16 protein-coding genes are annotated in these 20,298 nt (G+C 33.3%); 6 read left to right on the top strand and 10 right to left on the bottom strand.

The features are described 5' to 3' along the window. Positions 1-428: 428 nt before the first annotated feature. The gene (locus M2265_RS17320; protein ID WP_132769747.1) at positions 429-842 is read right to left on the bottom strand and encodes a hypothetical protein; all 414 of its coding nucleotides are present in this window, start codon (positions 840-842) and stop codon (positions 429-431) included. 461 nt (positions 843-1,303) lie between these two features. Between M2265_RS17320 and M2265_RS17315 the strand changes: the two genes are divergently transcribed. From M2265_RS17315 to M2265_RS17305, 3 genes are read left to right on the top strand one after another with little or no spacing between them, the layout of a single operon-like run. Then, entirely contained in the window at positions 1,304-1,771 is a 468-nt protein-coding gene (locus tag M2265_RS17315) for a DUF6932 family protein (RefSeq protein WP_132769749.1), read from the top strand. Then, complete coding sequence (locus M2265_RS17310; RefSeq protein ID WP_132769751.1) at positions 1,768-2,286, top strand: helix-turn-helix transcriptional regulator; 519 nt, start codon at positions 1,768-1,770, stop codon at positions 2,284-2,286. The genes M2265_RS17315 and M2265_RS17310 overlap by 4 nt, the downstream gene beginning before the upstream one ends. Before the next feature lie 4 nt (positions 2,287-2,290). Continuing rightward, complete coding sequence (locus M2265_RS17305) at positions 2,291-3,898, top strand: KGGVGR-motif variant AAA ATPase (protein WP_132769753.1); 1,608 nt, start codon at positions 2,291-2,293, stop codon at positions 3,896-3,898. Between the two features lie 91 nt (positions 3,899-3,989). Here M2265_RS17305 and M2265_RS17300 read toward each other — a convergent pair whose 3' ends face one another. The 4 genes from M2265_RS17300 to M2265_RS17285 all read right to left on the bottom strand — a co-directional run bounded on the left by M2265_RS17300 (position 3,990) and on the right by M2265_RS17285 (position 9,129). Beyond that, positions 3,990-4,205, bottom strand: coding sequence for a hypothetical protein (locus tag M2265_RS17300; protein ID WP_132769755.1), 216 nt, complete (start codon positions 4,203-4,205; stop codon positions 3,990-3,992). A gap of 38 nt (positions 4,206-4,243) precedes the next feature. Next, positions 4,244-5,461 (bottom strand): hypothetical protein, encoded by a 1,218-nt coding sequence (locus tag M2265_RS17295; RefSeq protein ID WP_132769757.1) that lies wholly within the window; start codon positions 5,459-5,461, stop codon positions 4,244-4,246. A gap of 64 nt (positions 5,462-5,525) precedes the next feature. After that, positions 5,526-7,391, bottom strand: a complete 1,866-nt coding sequence (locus tag M2265_RS17290) for a hypothetical protein (RefSeq protein ID WP_132769758.1) — start codon at positions 7,389-7,391, stop codon at positions 5,526-5,528. 115 nt (positions 7,392-7,506) lie between these two features. After that, positions 7,507-9,129 (bottom strand): hypothetical protein, encoded by a 1,623-nt coding sequence (locus tag M2265_RS17285; protein ID WP_132769760.1) that lies wholly within the window; start codon positions 9,127-9,129, stop codon positions 7,507-7,509. A 637-nt stretch (positions 9,130-9,766) separates the two neighbouring features. Between M2265_RS17285 and M2265_RS17280 the strand changes: the two genes are divergently transcribed. Continuing rightward, positions 9,767-10,552 carry a helix-turn-helix domain-containing protein gene (locus M2265_RS17280; protein ID WP_132769762.1) on the top strand — a complete coding sequence of 262 codons (786 nt, stop codon included), beginning with the start codon at positions 9,767-9,769 and terminating at the stop codon, positions 10,550-10,552. Between the two features lie 646 nt (positions 10,553-11,198). Here M2265_RS17280 and M2265_RS17275 read toward each other — a convergent pair. Next, on the bottom strand, positions 11,199-11,714 hold the full coding sequence (locus M2265_RS17275) for an outer membrane beta-barrel protein (protein WP_132769764.1): 516 nt from the start codon (positions 11,712-11,714) through the stop codon (positions 11,199-11,201). A gap of 383 nt (positions 11,715-12,097) precedes the next feature. On the opposite strand from M2265_RS17275, the gene M2265_RS17270 reads away from it, so the two are divergent. Next, complete coding sequence (locus M2265_RS17270) at positions 12,098-12,805, top strand: hypothetical protein (RefSeq protein ID WP_132769766.1); 708 nt, start codon at positions 12,098-12,100, stop codon at positions 12,803-12,805. A 338-nt stretch (positions 12,806-13,143) separates the two neighbouring features. Further along, positions 13,144-13,710 (top strand): Fic/DOC family N-terminal domain-containing protein, encoded by a 567-nt coding sequence (locus M2265_RS17265; RefSeq protein ID WP_207902408.1) that lies wholly within the window; start codon positions 13,144-13,146, stop codon positions 13,708-13,710. A 131-nt stretch (positions 13,711-13,841) separates the two neighbouring features. On the opposite strand, the gene M2265_RS17260 is transcribed toward M2265_RS17265, so the two are convergent. From M2265_RS17260 to M2265_RS17245, 4 genes are all read right to left on the bottom strand, one after another. Continuing rightward, the gene (locus M2265_RS17260; protein WP_132769768.1) at positions 13,842-15,080 is read right to left on the bottom strand and encodes a hypothetical protein; all 1,239 of its coding nucleotides are present in this window, start codon (positions 15,078-15,080) and stop codon (positions 13,842-13,844) included. A gap of 40 nt (positions 15,081-15,120) precedes the next feature. Beyond that, positions 15,121-17,571, bottom strand: a complete 2,451-nt coding sequence (locus tag M2265_RS17255) for a TonB-dependent receptor (RefSeq protein WP_132769770.1) — start codon at positions 17,569-17,571, stop codon at positions 15,121-15,123. 275 nt (positions 17,572-17,846) lie between these two features. Further along, positions 17,847-18,380: a sigma-70 family RNA polymerase sigma factor gene (locus M2265_RS17250; RefSeq protein ID WP_021192159.1), complete on the bottom strand. Its 534-nt coding sequence runs from the start codon at positions 18,378-18,380 to the stop codon at positions 17,847-17,849. Positions 18,381-19,578: 1,198 nt separating this feature from the next. After that, positions 19,579-20,046: a GNAT family N-acetyltransferase gene (locus M2265_RS17245; protein WP_021192160.1), complete on the bottom strand. Its 468-nt coding sequence runs from the start codon at positions 20,044-20,046 to the stop codon at positions 19,579-19,581. Positions 20,047-20,298 lie beyond the last annotated feature (252 nt).

The raw sequence follows: 20,298 nt of genomic DNA, 5'->3' as shown, positions 1-20,298 counted from the left end.
TAAAAGAAAATTCCTCCCGATATTATATAGGGAATAAAAATAAATAAGTCTTTAACCAAAAAATTGTGATTTTTTCTGTAATCTTCAATAATATCATTTATGCCTAGTCCGATGCAAAATAGGCAGATCACGAAAGCGATGAAGATTATTTTTTTACTTATTTTAAACATATCTTATAAAATTATCGACAAGAAGCTCCCCATTGAGCACTTGCATATATAAAACCCGCTGCTCCAATCCCTGCTCCAATCACGCTTGCTCCACTTGCGGCTAAGCCAACAAATGCTAAAGCTAAACCAATTGATGCCCCTGCGCAAGATGTTAAAAATCTTGCTTGTTATTACTTGAATGGAGCTTAATATATTGATCTTTTTTTTGCAAAGAAATAATTTGTGGATATTCTTTTGCTGTATAAGTCATTGCAAGAATTACACCTTCAAATTTGTTATATATTCCATTTTGTTTAAAATTTCACTGTATCTTTTCACTACCTCATCTGGATTTTTTGAATAAGAAATTTCATTAGATAAATTTATAAAAATTTCTTTCTCTCCCAAAGTTATGATGTTTTCCTGAGCAAGTGAATTAATAATATCAATACTATTGGTTTTTGTCGAGAGTTTTTCTAAAAGCTCGATTTTATTAGAGCCTGTTGTATATTTTTCATTGTTATTAGAATGCAAAGCTAAGCTTACAGTTGATATATTATTATTCTTCTCTCGTAAAGATATAATATTTTGAATATTCGTATCGAAAGAAGAGGTTAATTCACCGGTAAGCTCAATATTATTCTCGTTTTCTAATTCAGGAGCTTGTTTACTACACGATGTAGTTGAATACATGAGAACGGCACATAGCAATGTGAGTGTCCAGTTATTGGCTTGTTACCGAAACCAGCTGAAGGAAAAGGAAATTGAGGAAGAAGGTCTATCATAAAAACCCATTCCTTTGAAAACTAAAACTTTTCAGTATATTTAATTTATGATCGTATAACGGTTTACTTTAGATCTGTATATAAAATAGCATTTAAGCTGTGTTTTTGTCAGAAAGCACCTTTCGAATAAAAAATCTATCGATAAAGATTTATCTACCAATAATAATTAGGGAAGGGACTTCGAAATTTTTGAAGTCCTTTTTTTACACACAGGTCTACTTAAATGATGACAGCTCAAATTTCATAGGTATGTTTTTGAATACTGCTTGGAGCCACATAAATGTTAAATGATTATAATTTTTACTTGACCCAAACAAAACTACAACAAAATTGTTGTAGTTTTACCTAACATGAATTATTAGCCTAGAAATGAATATTGTTTTTGATGAAGATACAGGTCTTCTTGTGGTCGGGGAACACAGATTAGCCTTGGATAAATTTGAAGAAATATTTGCACACAATGAACACAGACGTTATATATTTGAAAGATTTGGAAAATTACTGGAAATTTTCAAGCAAATATCATGCAGTCACATTTATGTGGATGGCAGTTTTGTAACGAAAAAGCCACGTCCCAATGATATAGACGTATGCTGGCACAAGGATGAAGATAGAGAGAAAAGAAACATACAACTGGAAACTCTTTTTAAAATATGTCCGGAACTGATTTTATTAAATGATGCTGGAAATAGAAAGCTTATCCAAGATCAATTTTGTGCAGATGTATTTCCAGCGAACACGACAGAAGGAGCTAGCGGCCTAATGTTTAAAGACTTTTTTCAAAGAGATAAAAATACAAATCAAGCAAAAGGTATTATAATTATTGACCTGCCATGATTAAGAACACACAACAGGAAAACCTGACTAAAGAGAAGATAGCTGAATTGACGGTGCACAGAAACACTGTTCTTGCTAATCAAGAGATGAGTGAAATAGAAAAATTATATTCATCACATTCTTTTGATGCCATGATATCTTCATTGAACGAAGAACTGGAAGAATATGAATCTCTCAAAACAGGAAATTTGAAATTACTGGAAGCCAAATCATTAGAGGAACTCCCAAAATTGATTATAAAGGCTCGAATAGCTCAACATTTGTCACAAACAGATTTAGCTAAAAAGATCGGTATTCAAGCTCAACAAATACAGCGATATGAAGCAAATGATTATCAAAATATCTCTTTTGATAGATTGATTGAAATTGCGAAAGCTGTAGGTGTTTGCGTAGAATTTGAGAAAACAGTAATAATAGGATCGGGACCAAAATTCTCAATTCCTAGTAATATTATTGAAGGGGACATCGCTAAGGCAGAACAAATCACAAAAGAAAGATCTTCTCTTGTATTTTAAGTATATGAAAACGATTACATTTTATTCTTATAAGGGTGGTGTTGGAAGATCCCTGGCCTTAAGTAATATGGCCATCAAGCTTTCTCAATTAAACAAGAAAGTCTTTGTCATCGACTTTGACTTAGAAGCTCCTGGCCTTCAATTTAAATTTGAAGAAGATTACGAGCACTTAAAAAATAAGTGCCAGCTTGGGCTCGTAGATTATATCCATGGTTTTGCTAATGAAAATATATTGCCAGAATCTCTCCAAGATTATACATGCGAATTAAGGGCAAAGAACATAAACGATACTAATATTCAATTCTTATCCGCAGGCAATTTTGAACAGAATGATTATTGGAGAAAACTGGCTACGACAAAGTGGTCTCAACTATTTTATTCTAAAAACTCGTACGGTATACGTTTCTTTTTAGACCTTAAAGCAAAAATTGAGAAAGAATATAATCCTGACTACCTTTTAATAGATTCTAGAACCGGAATTACAGATATATCGGGTATTACTTTAAAAATATTTGCCGATGAGATCGTAATCCTTGCGGTCAATAATACAGAGAACTTATTTGGCACAAATAAAATTATTACAAGCTTAACATCATCGGAAAATGAACTGTTAAATCACAGTCCCAAAATACATTTTGTTTTAACTCGACTGCCATTTCCGAAGGAGCCTGAGGAAAAAGCACAGGAATTTACCATATTGAAGCGCTGGGAAAAAGAAATATTCAAAAGTAGTAGCGGAAAAATACATGACGTTTCTATTATACATACAGATAAACAGGTAAATCATAAAGAAATTGTAAAAATTGGAGACAAGGCCAAAGTCAATACAATTACGTATGATTATCTGAATTTATTTGAAAAATTAATTGATGGAAATCTCTCTTCTGAGAATGAAACAAAATTTGAGGCCGAGCATCTGTTTAATAAAGCTTTAGTAGAAAAAGACTCTTTGCTAAAATTAGAACTATTAAATAAAGCAATACTGCTAGATCCATCACGATACGAATACTTTAAGGAAAGAGGTTTTACTTATTTCTTATCAAGACAAATAGATCAAGCTATTAGCGATTTTAGCAGAGCGCTAGAAATAAAACCCGGAGACACCATTTGTTTGCTGTATTTGGGAAATCTATTTTATAACAAACAGGATCATCAAAAAGCAATTGAATACCTAACACAAATCGATTATCAACTAGCATGGAAATCACTTCTACTCGGTATGGCCTATAATAACCAGGGAAATCCACAAAAAGCTGAAGAATGCTTTACCGAAGGAATTCAACATTCTCCTGAAGATCCTGAACTGCGGAATGCCCGTGCAGATATCCTTAGACGAAGGGGTAATTATAAAGAAGCATTAATAGATATTTACAAAGCCATCGAACTAGCACCCGACAAAGGCATTTGGTTTGCCACACTTGCTGAAATATTATTAAATATGGACAAAAAGGAGGAGTTCTATCTCAACTTTAACCTTGCATTATCTAAAAACATAAATGAATCCCAGCTCCGCTCAGCAAAAGATCTGTATGCCAAACTAAAAGATGATGAACGTTTCCTTGAACTATTAGAAAAATATCAATTAGATATAAATGAAATTTTAAAAGACTAAACCACATCTGTACGAACTGTATGTTCGTACAGATGTGATTTATATAGAATCTTAATGGTTAAATATTGTTACTTATTCAACCATTCCTTAGTCAATCTTTTGTCTCTGGATTTTCATAATCCAATGTTTTACTTAAGGATATGATTTGTAGACAGCTAACTTTCGGGCTCCATTTTCCCAAGAGCTTTTCTTTCTCAGTAAGATGAGCAATTGTTTTTTGATGATCCGCTGCAACAAAAGCCTCTCCAGTATCTCCGTATTCTATGCGGACTTTGAGACTGTTTTTTGAAAAAGCGACAAATGACAACAACGTAAATATTAATGTAAATAACTTTGTCTTTATTTTTAATCTAAATTAAGTTCTTTGGGAGAGACTTCTACTTTCATACCCTTTACGTCGTAAGTCATATTTCCCGAATTATTTAAGCCGAATTGTATTACTTCTTCTAAATTGTGCTTCAATAAAGTTATATATGTATCAGTAATATAATATTTGTTATCGCTAGAATCTTTTGCTGATATTAAGGTAAGCATCAAAACTTTTCCTTTAAAATTCCAATACCAGTTCTCCGTTAGTTCTTCCCTTTTATAATAATCTGTCCCAGTATGACTATACTGATCATCTGGAGGTCTGTTCATCATTTTTTTAATAAAATCAAATCTTTGACCAGAGTTTTTATTTGTCTTGAGATCTAAAGCTACACAGCGTAACTCCCCCGCTGGATTAAAACCAAAGCTGCGATAAACAAGATCAATCTCCTCTTTATCCAATCCCTCAATAGACAATTTCATCGCTGAATAATTATCTAGGAACTTTTTGTATCCTTTTATTTTAAATAAGAATCCTTTGTATTTGTATGTTGGGTTAGAGTTATTGTCTGCCTTAAGCCATATATACGAGTATGAATGGCTTTGATCCTCTTTATAATAGTTCACTAGATCGACTTTTTCTAACATCGTACTTCTCTTTTTATCCCTATTTTTCCAGTCTGAAAAAAGCAGTTTTTTTTGATTTTTTTTAAAGATTTCCTTCGTTAAGACCATATTTTTCCAACTCTCGAAATTGAAATCGATATCATTCATTAATTTATCAAAAGGTGCGGAATCATACTTTTTAAATTTCTCCTCATATTTTACCATCCTATCTTTCAATTCATTAACAAAAACACCTCGATCCACTATATTATTTTGTCTCTTAAGGATACTAGCTTTAATATCATATATATCGCGATATTTTTGCTGATCAGCGATATCATTCAGTAAATATTTGGAAGCCAAATTGTCCGTCTCACTCAATACCCGAAGTGCATCCTGAAATTTTTTATCTTTTTCATTTTGAATAGCTAAATTATTTAAGATTTGAATGTACAGGTATTGGGTCTTTGGATTGCTTTTTTTCAACAATTGTTCCGTCCTTTTTATTTTTTCCAATGCCAGAGCATAGTTTTTATTAGAAAAAGCTTCTTCGGCATTTTCATATTCTATCTTTGCCGCATTATCATTTTGCGCAAACCCAAATGCGGAAAATAGAATAAATAGTAGTGTTAATAATGTTGTTTTCATTTTTAATTTAGATATGAATATAATTTTTCCATGTCCTAATCCCCATAACTAACTATAATTAATCCTACATAAAGCTTTTAACATATTTAACACTATCTTTCAGGCCTTTGGTCAAATTGTAGGTAATCGCGAAGAAAGGCCCCCCACGATATGTTTTTGTCGTGTAAGTAATAGCAGGGTCTGTGATGACGGTTTCATTGATTACGTAACCGGATTTTAGCTTATCTAGTCGATGTACCGCTAGACCGGCTGTGATTGCAAAACGATGAGATTTACCAAACATAGCTGTACCACCGAAATAAAAATTGTTCAGTTCAATTCCAGAATCTTCATGCATACCAACCCCTATACCCACACTTGCTCCCAAAGCTACTTGCTTAGCACTTCGTCTTGTTGCAGTAAACATGGCGACCAAAGATGGAATAAATTGATTTTTTTCGTCAACAACAATTTTATCCTTTAAAAGGTCATATTTTGGACTGTTCTTAAGATAACTCATAGCAACTCCTAATCCAGCGTCCATCCTCACTCCCCCAGAAACATAACCCCGATAACGAAATGACCTAGAATTGTGAGGCTTATCATAATCGTTTACTAAAGAAGTTTTTATATCAAATTCTACCATGTCATATTGTGGTTGAACTGGAGCTGAGGTGACCTCATAATTATCGACTTCGCCAAGTGCAACTAAGGTTTGCTTTATAGCATGTATTGCTTGCGGAAAATTTGCTTTTACACATTCGGCATAAATTACATCGACAATTTCTCTCTGTTTTACCGCCGAGGCATATAATTTTATTATCCCGCCGTCATGAAAATACATATCAAGCCCACGGATATTTTGTAAAGAAATATAGGCCAAATCAAATTCAAATTTCAGTTTATCAAATTCTTTTGAGTTCTTTTGCAATAAGACAAGATTGGTCAACATTTTGTCAGTATCATGTGTTTTCCTAAAGTCATTAAACATCTCATAGGTGAAGAACGGATTTTCACTCGCTAAACGAACTGTATTATAATATTCCTTAATTTCAAGTAGGTCTATGTACATTAAGTGATATTTTCTATATAATCTGGCAACCTCATTTTGAGCAGTATTAAAAGATCCCAATACAGCGTCATACTGTCGTATTTCAATCGCTTGACTATTAATGATATCAGTAAGATCTTTAATAACTTTTTCAAAATCTTTTTTATCCTCATCCAGATTAATAAAATCATTTTGCAATTGGCTTATTTTACTAATATCGGTAGAGTTCGATATATCAATTTTAATTTGGTTTATGTTTGATTCTACAATTTTTTTATCATTTATTGCCTTCTCAGCTTCAAAAATCAGTTTATCCTGATTGAAAATCATGTCGACCATGTCAATAAACCTTTTTCCTTTTTCCTGAGTTTTAGATTGTTTATTCGCAACAGCTTCTGACTTCATATCACCAGCATTGATAGCTCCATTTGCAAGGCTTGAATTTTTATTACCCGCAACTTGGATAGTAGCATCCGAAAGTTCTTTGATTACATTCTTGTCTTTTTCGGATAGCTCCTGATCTATCCAAGAGTTGGCTAATAAGGAGTCATGATTTGTAATATCAATCTTATAGGCTAGACGATTAATATTGGTAATTTTAAATGCTACTGGCGTATTTATTCTGATTGGGAAATTATTTCGCTCGTATACACCATCTTTAAAATTATATTCCACAACATAAGTATTGGTTTGATTGATCTTAACCTTATTGTTTACTCGACCGTCAATTTTATTAATGGTATCTATTTTCTCCAGAGGAACCTCAAGATCTATCTTTTTTCTTAAATAGGACTTTTCTATCTTCGTATAAATGTCCTTCTCCACTATTTCTTTCCCACTTTGTCCCCAACATAACAGAATTGAGACTAGCGCAGTTGTTGTTAATATTATTCTTTTCATAACATGATATACTTGAGGCCTATTTATTTTCTCATTATTTGACGGCTATTCACTCAATTTACGGCGATGGTATTTCACTTATAGCTATCCAAGCTTTTCTTCTTCTCCGCACGTCCTATTTATTCCAAAAATCATCTTCTTTCACTTTTATCGGTGTAGTATTCGCTTTAGAACTAGAACTCGCTTTTGGATCTTTACTTGTTCCTGTTTCCCAGAAATCCTCGGAAGAAGCTATTGATCCGGACGGAGCTTCTGCACGCATATAGGCGATGTCATGATTTTTCAATTGAGCTTTCCCAGACAGATTGATCAAGCTGCTCCTCATTTTTTCCGCCATTCGTTTATCTGTGTAATAACCTATTAGAACAATTTCTTGAACCTTTGTTTTCTTTTTGATATCAGTGATCAACGAATTCTTAAACGGCCATGTACCGTCATTGTATTGTGCGACGGAAAAGACGTTACTCACATATAGATTGGGTGATGTTTCATTTATACTTCCTGAAGCAAAAGAATAAACAAAGCAATACACTTCTGATGACTGAATCTGATGTTTGGATAAAGGCGTACCGCCATCAACAAATTGTTGAAATAATTTAGTCCGTAACTCCAAAATCGCATTCATTTTCTTACGGTTCAAATCTGCCAGATGAGCTTTACGCTCCTTTTCCAATTTCTCTTTTCGTTCCTTGGCTTCTTTTGCTGCTTTATTATTATTTACCCAACTACCTAGCATACCGACAAGTTCTCCAGCAGCCTGCCCAGATGCAGTTCCATCGTTCAGTAACAAATCTGCACCGGATTGAATAGATTGATTACTGGCTTCATTCCACTCTTGAACATCTTGATTAATGGAATAATATTTTTGATTGAACTCTTCTTCTAATTCCTCTACCGAATTGTAATTACCAGAAAGCTTAGCGTTTTCATTCAACCGATTACGGGCTTCAGTAGCCACTTGTGCAGCGTAGTAGGTATTATACATATTATTTCCCCAAGCATCTATCTTGTGGGCATTTTCATGCCGTACACGCTCATTTTCGGCTAATTGGCGATCGAGACTGTTAACATAAGCCTGATCTTGCCTTGCCTTTTTTTCCTCCGCTTCTTTACGTTTTTCATAAACTTTGTAGGCTTCCCTGTTATCTCCACCTCTTTCCAAATTAGTTTGGCCACTGCTATCATTCCAGAAATCCTCATGCTCTTTTTTGCGTATTGTTCCCTTTTGATCGTCTGTACTCAGCTGGCCTTTACCAGTATTTGCATCTGACCTATTATTGTTTACTAGATCAATTTTATCATCTTTTTTATTGTTGATAGAATTATTCCTTAAAATCGAACCTGAATAGGTTATTCCAACGATAGTACTGTAAGTACCATCCACACCGATATTAATACATGATTTGTCTTGTGTCTCTTTGAGCCAAGTCGCACTTCTTTTTGACTCACGGGTTTTTAGATGCATGGAGTTGCCACCAGTAAGAGCAATAAATCCACGCTCTACCCGTCCACAAGTATAGGTAATGGCAGCCTCAATTTTTACATCAACTTCTTCTCCTAATTCATTGGAAACTAAAAAATAGGTTCGCTGATATTGAGAAGTACGATTATATTCAGTAAATATTTCTACTGTTATACCTTCTGGAACTGTGCCTGAAGAGCCTCCGGTATAACGCGATTGTGCTACGACCGCTTGTTTAAAAAACAGTAGTAGAATGAGCATTGCTAACTTATTCATAATTACCTCCATGGTAGGTATATATTCATTTCCTTTCTAATTTGGTATCGATATATACGGATGTCTCCTAAATATTTTCGTAAAGACTTGGTGTAAAAGATCCTGAAACTAACATATAACTATCTATGATTTGTTCTCCTATAACATATCTTTCAGATTTATTTACTAAAAACAAATAACGCTACATTTAGGTTAAGAAAAAATACCCCAAAAGGGTGAATTTTATATTATCCAATCAATCTGACTTCGATTGCCTTTTCTTTGCTATATCCACAGGAAGGACACAAAACACGAGCTTTATCCCTGATCATCATCTACTATGATCCAGCGTTTGGCTTTTGCATCTGGCACATACTATCCATAGCTTGACTTGAAATTGTATTAGCAGTTTCTCATCATTAAATCTTTTTAGTGGTATTGGATAGATATCCCGGATTGCACGCTAAAATCATGGAAAGAATTAAATTTCCATATACCGCAATTCTGCTACCTTAAAGCTGCATTAATTAGACAATATGAAAGCGAGAAAAAATTGTTAAAAATAAAGGATTATTGTATATTCAACTACATTTAAGCCGAACCTTGCCGTATTTATTGATCGAAATTCAAGTTTAGCATATACATTGCATGCATATCTATGGAGAAACAGAGACATCTTCTTTCGGATCTTTGGGAAAGTTATCCTGAAGCCATTTCAAATGAATTTATTTCACAAAAGAAATATTCTATTATGGAACATTTAACAGATATTCTGGCAATAGGACCATTTTATCATTATGTGATCAACGTTGGAGATTATTCGCTTACACAGGTTTCCGAGAATGCAATACATATTCATGGATTTGAGACTCGACCAACTAACTTAAAGGAGATAATTGATCAGATACATCCTGATGATCTGGATTTTGTATTAGAAGCCGAAGAATTCACATTAAGAAAAATGGCAGAAATCGGTTTCGAACATCAGTTAAATCTTAAATCATCTTACTGCTTTCGCATGCGGATTGCCGACAGTACATATCGGTTATTTCATCATCAAGCGATACATTTAAATAAGGATAATCAAGGACGTTTGTTAACAGCTTTGAATATCCATACAGATATACAACACCTTACTAAAGTCAATAATAAAATCGTCCTTGTTTCAGGTATTGGCACTAGGAAAGATTACGTCCAAATTGACCTTTCCAACAAAAATCAAAATGTTGAGATACCGTCATTTTCAAAGCGTGAAATGGATATAATTACATTAATAGTAAAAGGTAACTCAAGCTTACAAATTGCAGAGCAGCTTTTTATTTCACCTAATACGGTGCGGACCCATAGAAAAAACTTATTCAAAAAGACCAAAGTGAAAAGTGTTGGTGAATTTGTTAGAAAATGTATAGAATGGGGTCTTTTACAACTTATATTTCTTTGTTGAATTTCAGATCAAAGATGCATTATATATGTTTATAAAAAATTAGGTGCATTAACAATCTAAGATTTGGACAGCACACCTGTCTGATTTAGGTATTTTTGGAGGGAAAGAGAGAATAAGTAGGTGAGGATATAAATATTGTTGGTTAAATAAATAATGTATTATAATTTGATTTGTTTTCAGCGGCATATTTGATTGCCTCATGACAATTCTACGGTGATTTGATCATCCAGTAATTGGCCTATCACCGAAACCAACTGAAGGAAATGAAAGTAAGGAAGAAGGTCTATCATAAAAATCCATTCCTTTGAAAACTAAAACTTTTTAGTATATTTAATTTATGATCTTATTGCATTTTATATATGGAGTGGTAATAGTAATAAATATTATTCAAGTTGTTCTTTTTGTCAGAAAGAGACTTGCTAATAAGAAGGCTATTTCCAAAGATTTATCAGCTACTAAGTAAGATTGAATAAATTGTAGATCTTAGTTGCTTTTTACTTGATTTTTCATCTACCTATAATAACAGAAAGGACTTCGATATTTTTGAAGTCCTTTCTAATTAAATCAAGTGTAAACCAAAACTCACTTATTTAAGCAAAATAAAGATGCGGAATTGGTAATCGGCAACCATTATATTTTATCCGTATTACAGGTGATAACGAATCCCTACAGAAAGATAATTGATATCCATAGCATCTTCAAATGGATAATATTTCACTTTGTAACCTGCAAATACCGTACTTTTAACGGGGTTAAAACGATACGAAACTCCAATTGTTGGATTTATAGCTACATAATTTTTCTTCGCATATCCTGATATTCTCTTATCTTCAAACTCAACAACAATCTTTTGTTTGTAAAAGTCTCCTGATAAACCTATTCCACCATAGATATTAAAATTACTTTTCGTTTGGTCCTTTATATTGTAGATATAATCTGCCCCAACTGTTGTCATATGGACATTACTATAGCCACCAAAAACCTGTATTCCACTGTGATTATTAAGGTCATATTTACCATTTATACCATAAAAAGTATCATAGGTTGGAGCTTCCAACATCATGTCACTAAAGACACCTATCGAATATTTTGAAATTTGTGCTTTTGTTGTTAAAAAACAAATAAAAACCATAAAAAAGGATAGAAGTATATTTCTATTCATAAGCTATATTTATTAAAAAAAATTAGTATTCACCATATCGCATTTATATACTAGGAATATTAGAATCTCAATATTATTATTAAAGTTTTTATACTTTATTACATAAGGTGAATCCCAATAAAAAAGAAATTGTTAAAAATGAAAATTTCATCTATAGGATAAACTAAAATTAGTTTTGTAAAATTTTACCAAACATAGGAAAATTAAAGTCGGCAACAAAAAAATCCCACAACTCAAATGCGCAAAACGAACATTATGATTGACAAAAATTAAGGAAAGATAGTTATCTTAGAGAAGCACAAGAATATATCAACAGATTACAGATAATTTTTTTAAATTTAATCTTATTGTAAACTGCTAAAATTAACGACCGTCCTACAATTTTGAAAAGAGAATCACTGTGCAACAGGTTTGCCATACGTGGCTATTTGCTACTTTTACTTTTGATGCAATTTGGATTACCAGCTTTACCACAGGCTAGACAATCCAGCAGTCCGGTTGTGCCCTCCGCCATTAAGATGGATAAATCCATATTGCGGGCATTACCACAGGCTATGCAACCCAAGAGTATGGTTTTCTCCACTCGCCCTGAGGCGGAAAGTAAGAGCCAAAGAAGACCTTTGATTATTGATTCGATTTCTCCCTGTTATGTTTTAGATATTGATCCTGAAGAGGAGGAGGGTGTTTTTACAATCACAACGATACCACCCGCACCGAATAAGGGAATAAAAGTTTACCTCCAGCAATTAGCTACAACAATGGGCCTGCCTGAAGTTAAACCCAATATAGGTCTAAAATCTGACTCAATCAGTGTTCAGTTTCTTATATTCAAGAATGGTTGGATCGCTGCTTTAACAAGCATAGAACCAAATACCCCTAACCCTGGCCACGGAGTCATACTACATGCTATCAAAAAAAACGCCTGCGTTTGGAGGCCCGCCCTGCAGGCAGGAAGCCCGAGGGTATACCTACTAAAAATGGTGATCTACTACAGCAGGGATGAAAATGGAAATATCCTGTCGTTAGATAATCTTTACTATCGCCCTAGCGCCAACATCGAAAAAAAATCAAAACCAAAAAATAGTATTTAAAAAAATGCAGTTTGATAACATTCTGCCTGTTCAAAACTTGCGAACGCCAGTAATAGGATTACCTGTAGCAGATGAACGAAAGGAAAGTGAGGGATAAGGTCAATGGTAGAAAGCTTCAATTTATCTATGAAAAATAGATGAAGATCAAGGCTGTAAAAAACAAAATCCGCTAGTTTGAATATTAATTCAGGGACCAACGGGAATAAGATAATACAAACATAAGTTAATTAACTGAAATATAAACAAGGGTAATTATTACCTCCATTAGATAAACGAGAGTAAATTTTTGTTATTTTTACTCTTATAAAGAGTACACCAGTAAAATTTACCCTTAAGTTATGAGCACATTCGATGTCAAAAAACCTTATAATGCATTACCTCTATTACCACCAAATGTTGATATAGAAACTAAAATAGTTCTACGTAAAACAATTACTGCTGGTAGAGCTCTAGCACAATTAAATGGAACACTATTAAATTTGCCAAATCCCACAATTTTTTTAGACACAATTTATCTGCAAGAAGCTAAAGCAAGTTCAGAAGTCGAAAATATTATAACAACAAATGATCAATTATACAAATCATTTGTCTCTGACAAAAAGAACGAAGATCTTGCAACTAAGGAGGTTTTAAGCTATAAGGAGGCATTATGGCTTGGATTAGAAGAACTCAAAAAAAAACCATTTATCACAACAAATCTTTGTATTAAGATCGTACAATGTATTAAACAGAATAATGCTTCAATAAGAAAAATTCCTGGTACAGCTTTAACAAATAATCAAAATGATACTATTTATACTCCTCCCACTGGTGAAGAAGTAATTAGAGAAAAGCTAGCAAACTTAGAAAAATTCATTAATAACAAGAGCCGCTTCAATTTGAAACGGCTCTTATTGTTTAAATGATCTTTAATTTGTTGCTAATAACATAATTATCATTCACGCTTTTCATTTTTCAACTGTTTAAGCTAGAATACCTAGTTTATATTCCTTAACACTAAGAGTAATGAAATATAACAAAGAAAAGTACAGCGGTCTTAATATTTAACCACACCATAAGCAGAAGTAATTCCACCTTTGATTTGAATACCTCTTTTAAATTCGTTTTTATCGGTATCATAGCAAGCTATGTACCACTGAGAATCTACAGTTTTCACAAATACATAAGCTTTACCACCATCGACTAATACGCCATTTGAAGGCACGATCTGAACTTTCCCTAATCCAGAATCATTTAGATTTTTGACCATCACTTTATTATTGATGTCAAAAACATACGCGCCCAATAATGCTTTCCCATCTTTTAAATAGGTGTGCTGATCCGATTGCTGTCCCATATAACCTTCAGAGAATAAGCTATAATTTGATAAATCAAATGCATAATCTGGATCTATTTCTGTAGTACCAGCCTTCATACGCAATAAAGTGTAATACTTTCCTTCACGGATAGTCGTGAAATAATAATTTCCGCTTTCGTCGAAAAAGCTCGATTTTGTTTGATACCAGGTACCTGTTGTATGGCCATATTTATCATTAGAAGCAATCTTTTGATTTTGTAAACTTGGATAGTCCGCAGTCAGCACATAAGCGACTTGCTTTGCTGGAGAGGCCCACTCAGGTGTTAGATATAAGAATCCGACATAGATTTTACCATTTCTAATTCCTAAACTTGTTGGAGATAATTGAATCGTTGACTTGTCATAAAATTCATTTGGTTTACCAGCTTTAGCGATTGCAGGAACTTTAAAATTTAATGCCGATTCACCTTTCACAATCATGGTCGCTGTATCGATAATAAATAAACGTTTATCGATAGCTTCTGTAGCAGCATTATATGATGCCGACCAATTGATAAAATTTACACGTCCATCAACAAATGCCGACTTCATCATCCCCAAATAGTTTCCTGGATTAGACACGACAGCATTCCCTTTTTCGACAATATCACCAGTTGCTACTGAGTATTTAAATACAGCATTACCCTCTGTTATAAAAATATTAGACCCTTCTCTTACCCCGTAAGTTTGATCTATCTTTCCAGTCACGTCAATCCCGAATCCTACAGGAGATACCGATCCTTCTTTCATCAGGTCTTCAACCGGCAAAATATAATCATGTTTTTCTCCTGCAGCTTCCACCTGAATAGTAATACCATATTTTGAAGCTTTAGCTATTTCATCAGGTATTGTATTTGTATTATCAGAAGAGCTTTTACAGGCCGCAAAACTCAAAGCCACACCGGCCATCAGGCATGATTTTTTAAAATAAGTATTCATAAAACGCATATTTGTATAGTATATATTGTTAAAATTTAAATTAAAAGATGGACATTCTTAATTTGGTATAGAATGCACGACCTGCTTTTTGCAGTCCAAAATTATCGTAAAGTCTTTCATCGGTAAAGTTTCTAGCTTCCATAGAAATTCCGTATTTATTATGCTTCCAAGAGTAGGAAAGGATTGCAGAATGAACGTCTTGACTGGGAATATATAGTTTTGTCTCTTGAGAAGCCAAATTGTCCCAGCTCATATAAAATTTATGGGTATATTGATTCATATAGGTCAATTCAATACGGGTTCCTTTTCCTAACCAATCATTTTTCCCAATTGAAACATCCACATTTCCATATAAATAAGGCCTATTTGGCAGTTGTTTGTGCAAGATCGATCCTTCCTTATCAACAGATTCTCCTGTTTGTAATTTCGTTACTATTGCTTTATCATAGCTACCATTCACATTGACCCGAAACAGATCTTTATAGCCGTATTTCGCATCAAACTCGATCCCATATAATCTTGCTCCATCGAGGTTGGAGTATCGATAATAGTTCCCGGCACTGACCATCTGTATATAATTATTGGTATTACGTAAGAAAGTGGTGACATCTACATTGATAAAATGCTGATCATTAAAATATCCGTTATAAAACATCCCTAGATTAACATTATTGGACTCTTCAGGCTTTAGATCAACATTTGGTAATACATACACGACATTTCCGTATAACTGTTCTACGGAAGGTAATTTATATGACTTCTCAAGCGAGGTTTTGATACCTACATCTTTCTTTAAAAGGTATCTTAAGGTCAAGCCACCACTTTTGTAGTCTTTATAGTTATTATACTGGACCACATCTCCTGATATAAGTTTTCCGTCGCTATCGTATTTTCGTTCATCTGCAGTATAGCTATTATCCATCCCATAATATTTAAAGAATACCACAGAACTTAGTTTTTCATCTAACCATTGCCCTTGCCAAGCCAAATTTATCAGGTGTTTGTTTAGACGCTTTGGCCTGCTATTGATTTCTCGATACTCCTCAGTTTTCATCATATCAAAATTCTTTTGCTGATTGGTACTGAGGTTATAGCTCAAATTAATTACTTGCGATTTTTTCTTATTGAGATTGTAAGAAAAATCTGTTTTTGCAATATAACTTTTATTAATAATCTGATCGTAAGCCTCTTCTTTGAATGTGCCATTGCTTTGCGGTATTCCGGACCAGTAATAGAGATACTTTGCAGTATCACGTACCTCTGTACGACTGTCACCATAGCTCGCAAAAACATCAACATAAAGATCCGGAAGAAATAGGCCATTTTTCCGGTACTGTATACTAGGTGTGAGGAATTTATTTTCGGACCATCGACCGCCGTATACCGATTTTATATTTGAGCCCATTTGTATTTCCTTATTATTTTCAGAATAGCTTAGGCCAAAAAGTAATCGATCTGCCCATTTCACGTTTTCAAATCCAGCCTCCAATTTTCCCATTCCCGAAGTATAGGCATCATGAAAACGGCGGGCTTTATCTACTTTTACCAATTGATTCTGCACAATTCCAGTTTCTTCATCGACAAATGATTTAAAATATCCGTCCAGATTAATACCATATTTGGGATTACTGTACATCATATAATTATTGTCCGAATGGTTAAAAAAAGCATCCGCTTTGACCATCAAGCCCGTTTTGGCATCTCTCATATTTGCGATCAACGATGCTTGGTGTGTATTGAAAGAACCATATCCATAACTGAAATCAAAAAACTGTTTATTTCTACGTTTTGTGATAATGTTTACAGCACCTCCCAGCACGTCTGTCGGTAAATAGGCCGGCACAACACCTTTATAAACTTCAATACGGTCAACTAAGTTGACCGGAATATTATTCAAGGTCATGGAGCTTCCATAATTTTCCATGGGCACCTCATCAATAAATATTTTCGCATCCAGGCCATTAATTTTAAACGAGAAATCCGATCCCATTCCACCATTTTCACGAATAGTTACTCCAGGAGATCGTCTTAATAATTGGTTCAGATCTGCAACCTTATCTACTTGTGTAGTCAGGTCAATGACATTGACAGCATAGCCCGATTGTTTTATTTCCTGTACCTTTCGCTGGTTTAAGCTTTGTCCAACCACAGAAACCTCCGCGAGTGATTTCTCATCACGGCGCAACTGGAAATCCAAAAAAGAATTTTCATTAGTGGAAAGATTTAAGGTTTTCGTTTCCGAATGGTAACCGACACTTGATACGCGTACATTTAAATTAGAGTTTTTTAATTTTAAGAATTGATAGGATCCATCCACATCACTTGTCGTTCCCTTATCCAATTCCCTTATATAGATAGTTGCACCAGAGATAGGTTTTCCAAAAGTATCTTTTACGTAACCAGAAAGATTAAACGTTTCTATTTTTTGTGCACATAGCAAAAGAGAGATGTGTAAAAAAAAACCTGTTAAAAATAATTGTTTAGATTGCATTTACTGTTTTATTATCACTTTAAAAGGTTCTTAATTTTGCAAACCTCCATATTAAAAACACCTCACTCAGTTATCTCATTACTATAATATCAGCATCTAAACTATCTTTTTAGCTGAATTCTTGAATAGCACATTGCATATTCTTGTTCATTATCATAAGAAGAAAAAGGATGTCTGTTGAGGATTACATATGAACATCCATAGTACTAAGTGTAGTTTTAATAAAAAATGTCCCGATTTATTTATACTAAATATAAATAAGGAGATTAAAGTGGTTAAAAACCAACTTTTTTAAGGTTTACTCTTACTGATTTTAAACTGATAGAGAGCTTATTACGAATTGTTTTCTCGGAAAGATCCAGAGCAGATGCAATCGCATTATTGTCCAGCCCATCTTTAAATTTAAGTACAAACAGATCTTTACTTTTGGAAGGAAGTTTTGTAATGATTTCATCTAGTCGCTGATGTAAATCTTTATACAGGATGTCTTGATCGGATTCCTGATCACCGATAATATCAACATCACTAAGATTCATATTATCGTCTATATTAAGTCTTTTTTTGATTTCATGGAAAGCAGTATATTTTACTGCCCTTTTGAGATAATTTTCGATATTTTCAATATGTCGTTCACTTCTTTTATCCCACAGGGAGACAAACACATGTTGTACAATATCTTCAGCTAACGATTGATCATGGACAATACAGGTCGCATATGCTAGCACCTGATCCCAATAGCGTTTATAAATCAATTCGAAACATTTCTCATCAATTGATTGACAATCTATTAAATTCTTTTGAACGTCCATATCGTATGATTACTGGACAAATTTACTCTTATTTAGATACAATCCAAATAATAATTTAAAATTTACTTAAACAAATAATGAGCTTAATATCGACCATTTCGAATTGTAAATTAAGAAGATATCAATACCATAATACGCTTTTTTTAAAACTTCATTCTTTTTTTCAAGCTATAAAGATTAGAGAAATCTTCGCTGTTGAAAAAATGCAACAAACAAATGTTGAAACTGCCTATCCATACCGAAATGAAAAAAAGCGATACTTTAGCCTCGAGTTATTAAGCTCGTTTATAATTCCTGCAAAAGCCATAACATCAAAGTAAAAAGTACTTACTATCACCAAGTAAAAACACTGGATTTGATTTTTTCTAATTAGATCTGAAAGATTAATTTTATCTTCATATTAGATTTAATTTAATTTTATCATGTTTATCTGGTTTTGAAGGCTTTTTCATTTTTTTGAGAGAGCCTTTTTTTTTGAAAATCTACTAGAAATATTTATTTTTTAGTGTTGCTCTTATGAGCATGCTATCACAAATATATATTGGTTAATAGCGCTAAGATTCCCCTTAGAGCTATTTTTCTTATTATTTTTTGAAATTTTAAAGTCAACTTTTAATTTTAAGAGTCGAATTGTCGAGTTAGTAGCCAAGATAAAACTGCGAAGCACTCTCCGAAGGAAATAGAGGACCCATCCCAAAAGAAAGGAAAAAGATAGGATTTAATGTTGGTGATAAAGAGGAGTCGTTCATGATAAGTTGATTTGTTATTATTACCGCAATAAGCTGTTGGAGATGAAAGTGAAGGATAAGGTGATTGATAAACGAGAGTAAATTTTCGCTATTTTTACTCTTATTAATTACGGAAGTAAGATTTACCGTTAAGTTATGAGCACATTCGATATCTAAAAACCTTATAACGCATTACCTCTATTACCACCAAATGTTGATATATAAACTAAAATAGTTCTACGTAAAACAATTACTGCTGGTAGAGCTCTAGCACAATTAAATGGAACATTATTAAATTTGCCAATATGCCTTTTCGCATGAAAGAAATACAACAATAAAAATATTCTCATAGCTCATTATATACAACTTGAAGTAAATTGAGTTGAGCGACATAGTCAAAATAGATACAAAGTATAGTTTTTGTATCAATATCGGCTGTAAATCGTCCCAGTCTTTAAGTATTTATATGGTTAAATTAGATTTAATTCCATAATAATATCAACGCGAGAATAATGTGGAGCATGTTCTGCCAAAGAAATTTTTTTAAATCCAAACTTTTCATATAAATGAATGGAAGATCCTAATTTAGTATTACCCTCCAAAAACAATGTAGGAATATTTCTAATTTTTGCCTCAGAAATACAATGTTCAAGAATTAATTTTCCAATACCCATACCTTGATACTGTTCATCAACAGCAAATTTACATAGTTCATAACGGATATCAGTGATCTTTTTTACGGCACAGACTCCAACAGGAATATGATCATATAAACAAACTATGATAAATCCTCCGTGATCGATAATCTCCTGAGGGCTATTTAAAGTTTCTATATCCTGCAGTTCAATGGTGAAATATTTTTTTATCCACCTTTCATTCAACTCTTTAAATACAGGAGCGTAATTAGACTTATAATCAACAATTTTAAGCAAATTCATTTTTTATATTTAAGAAAAGGAAGTTATTCAAATTTACAATAAAGGCCTACTTTATTCAAAAAATTGAAAAAAAACTTTTCCTATTTTTTTTATTCGTGCATTAGGTTCTAGCTGTACATACCGTCCAGAAAAAAGTAAAGCACGCTATTAAGGTCAACTACATTTAATCTAAGCTTACTTTGATTAAACCTAAAAAGGTTCTACACATGGTGCACTACAGTCCAAAATTTCATAAAATGGCGCAAAGCGGAC

The sequence above is a fragment of the Sphingobacterium kitahiroshimense genome (assembly GCF_025961315.1).
Taxonomy (GTDB): domain Bacteria; phylum Bacteroidota; class Bacteroidia; order Sphingobacteriales; family Sphingobacteriaceae; genus Sphingobacterium; species Sphingobacterium anhuiense.
This window is presented reverse-complemented; position numbering and strand designations above follow the sequence as displayed.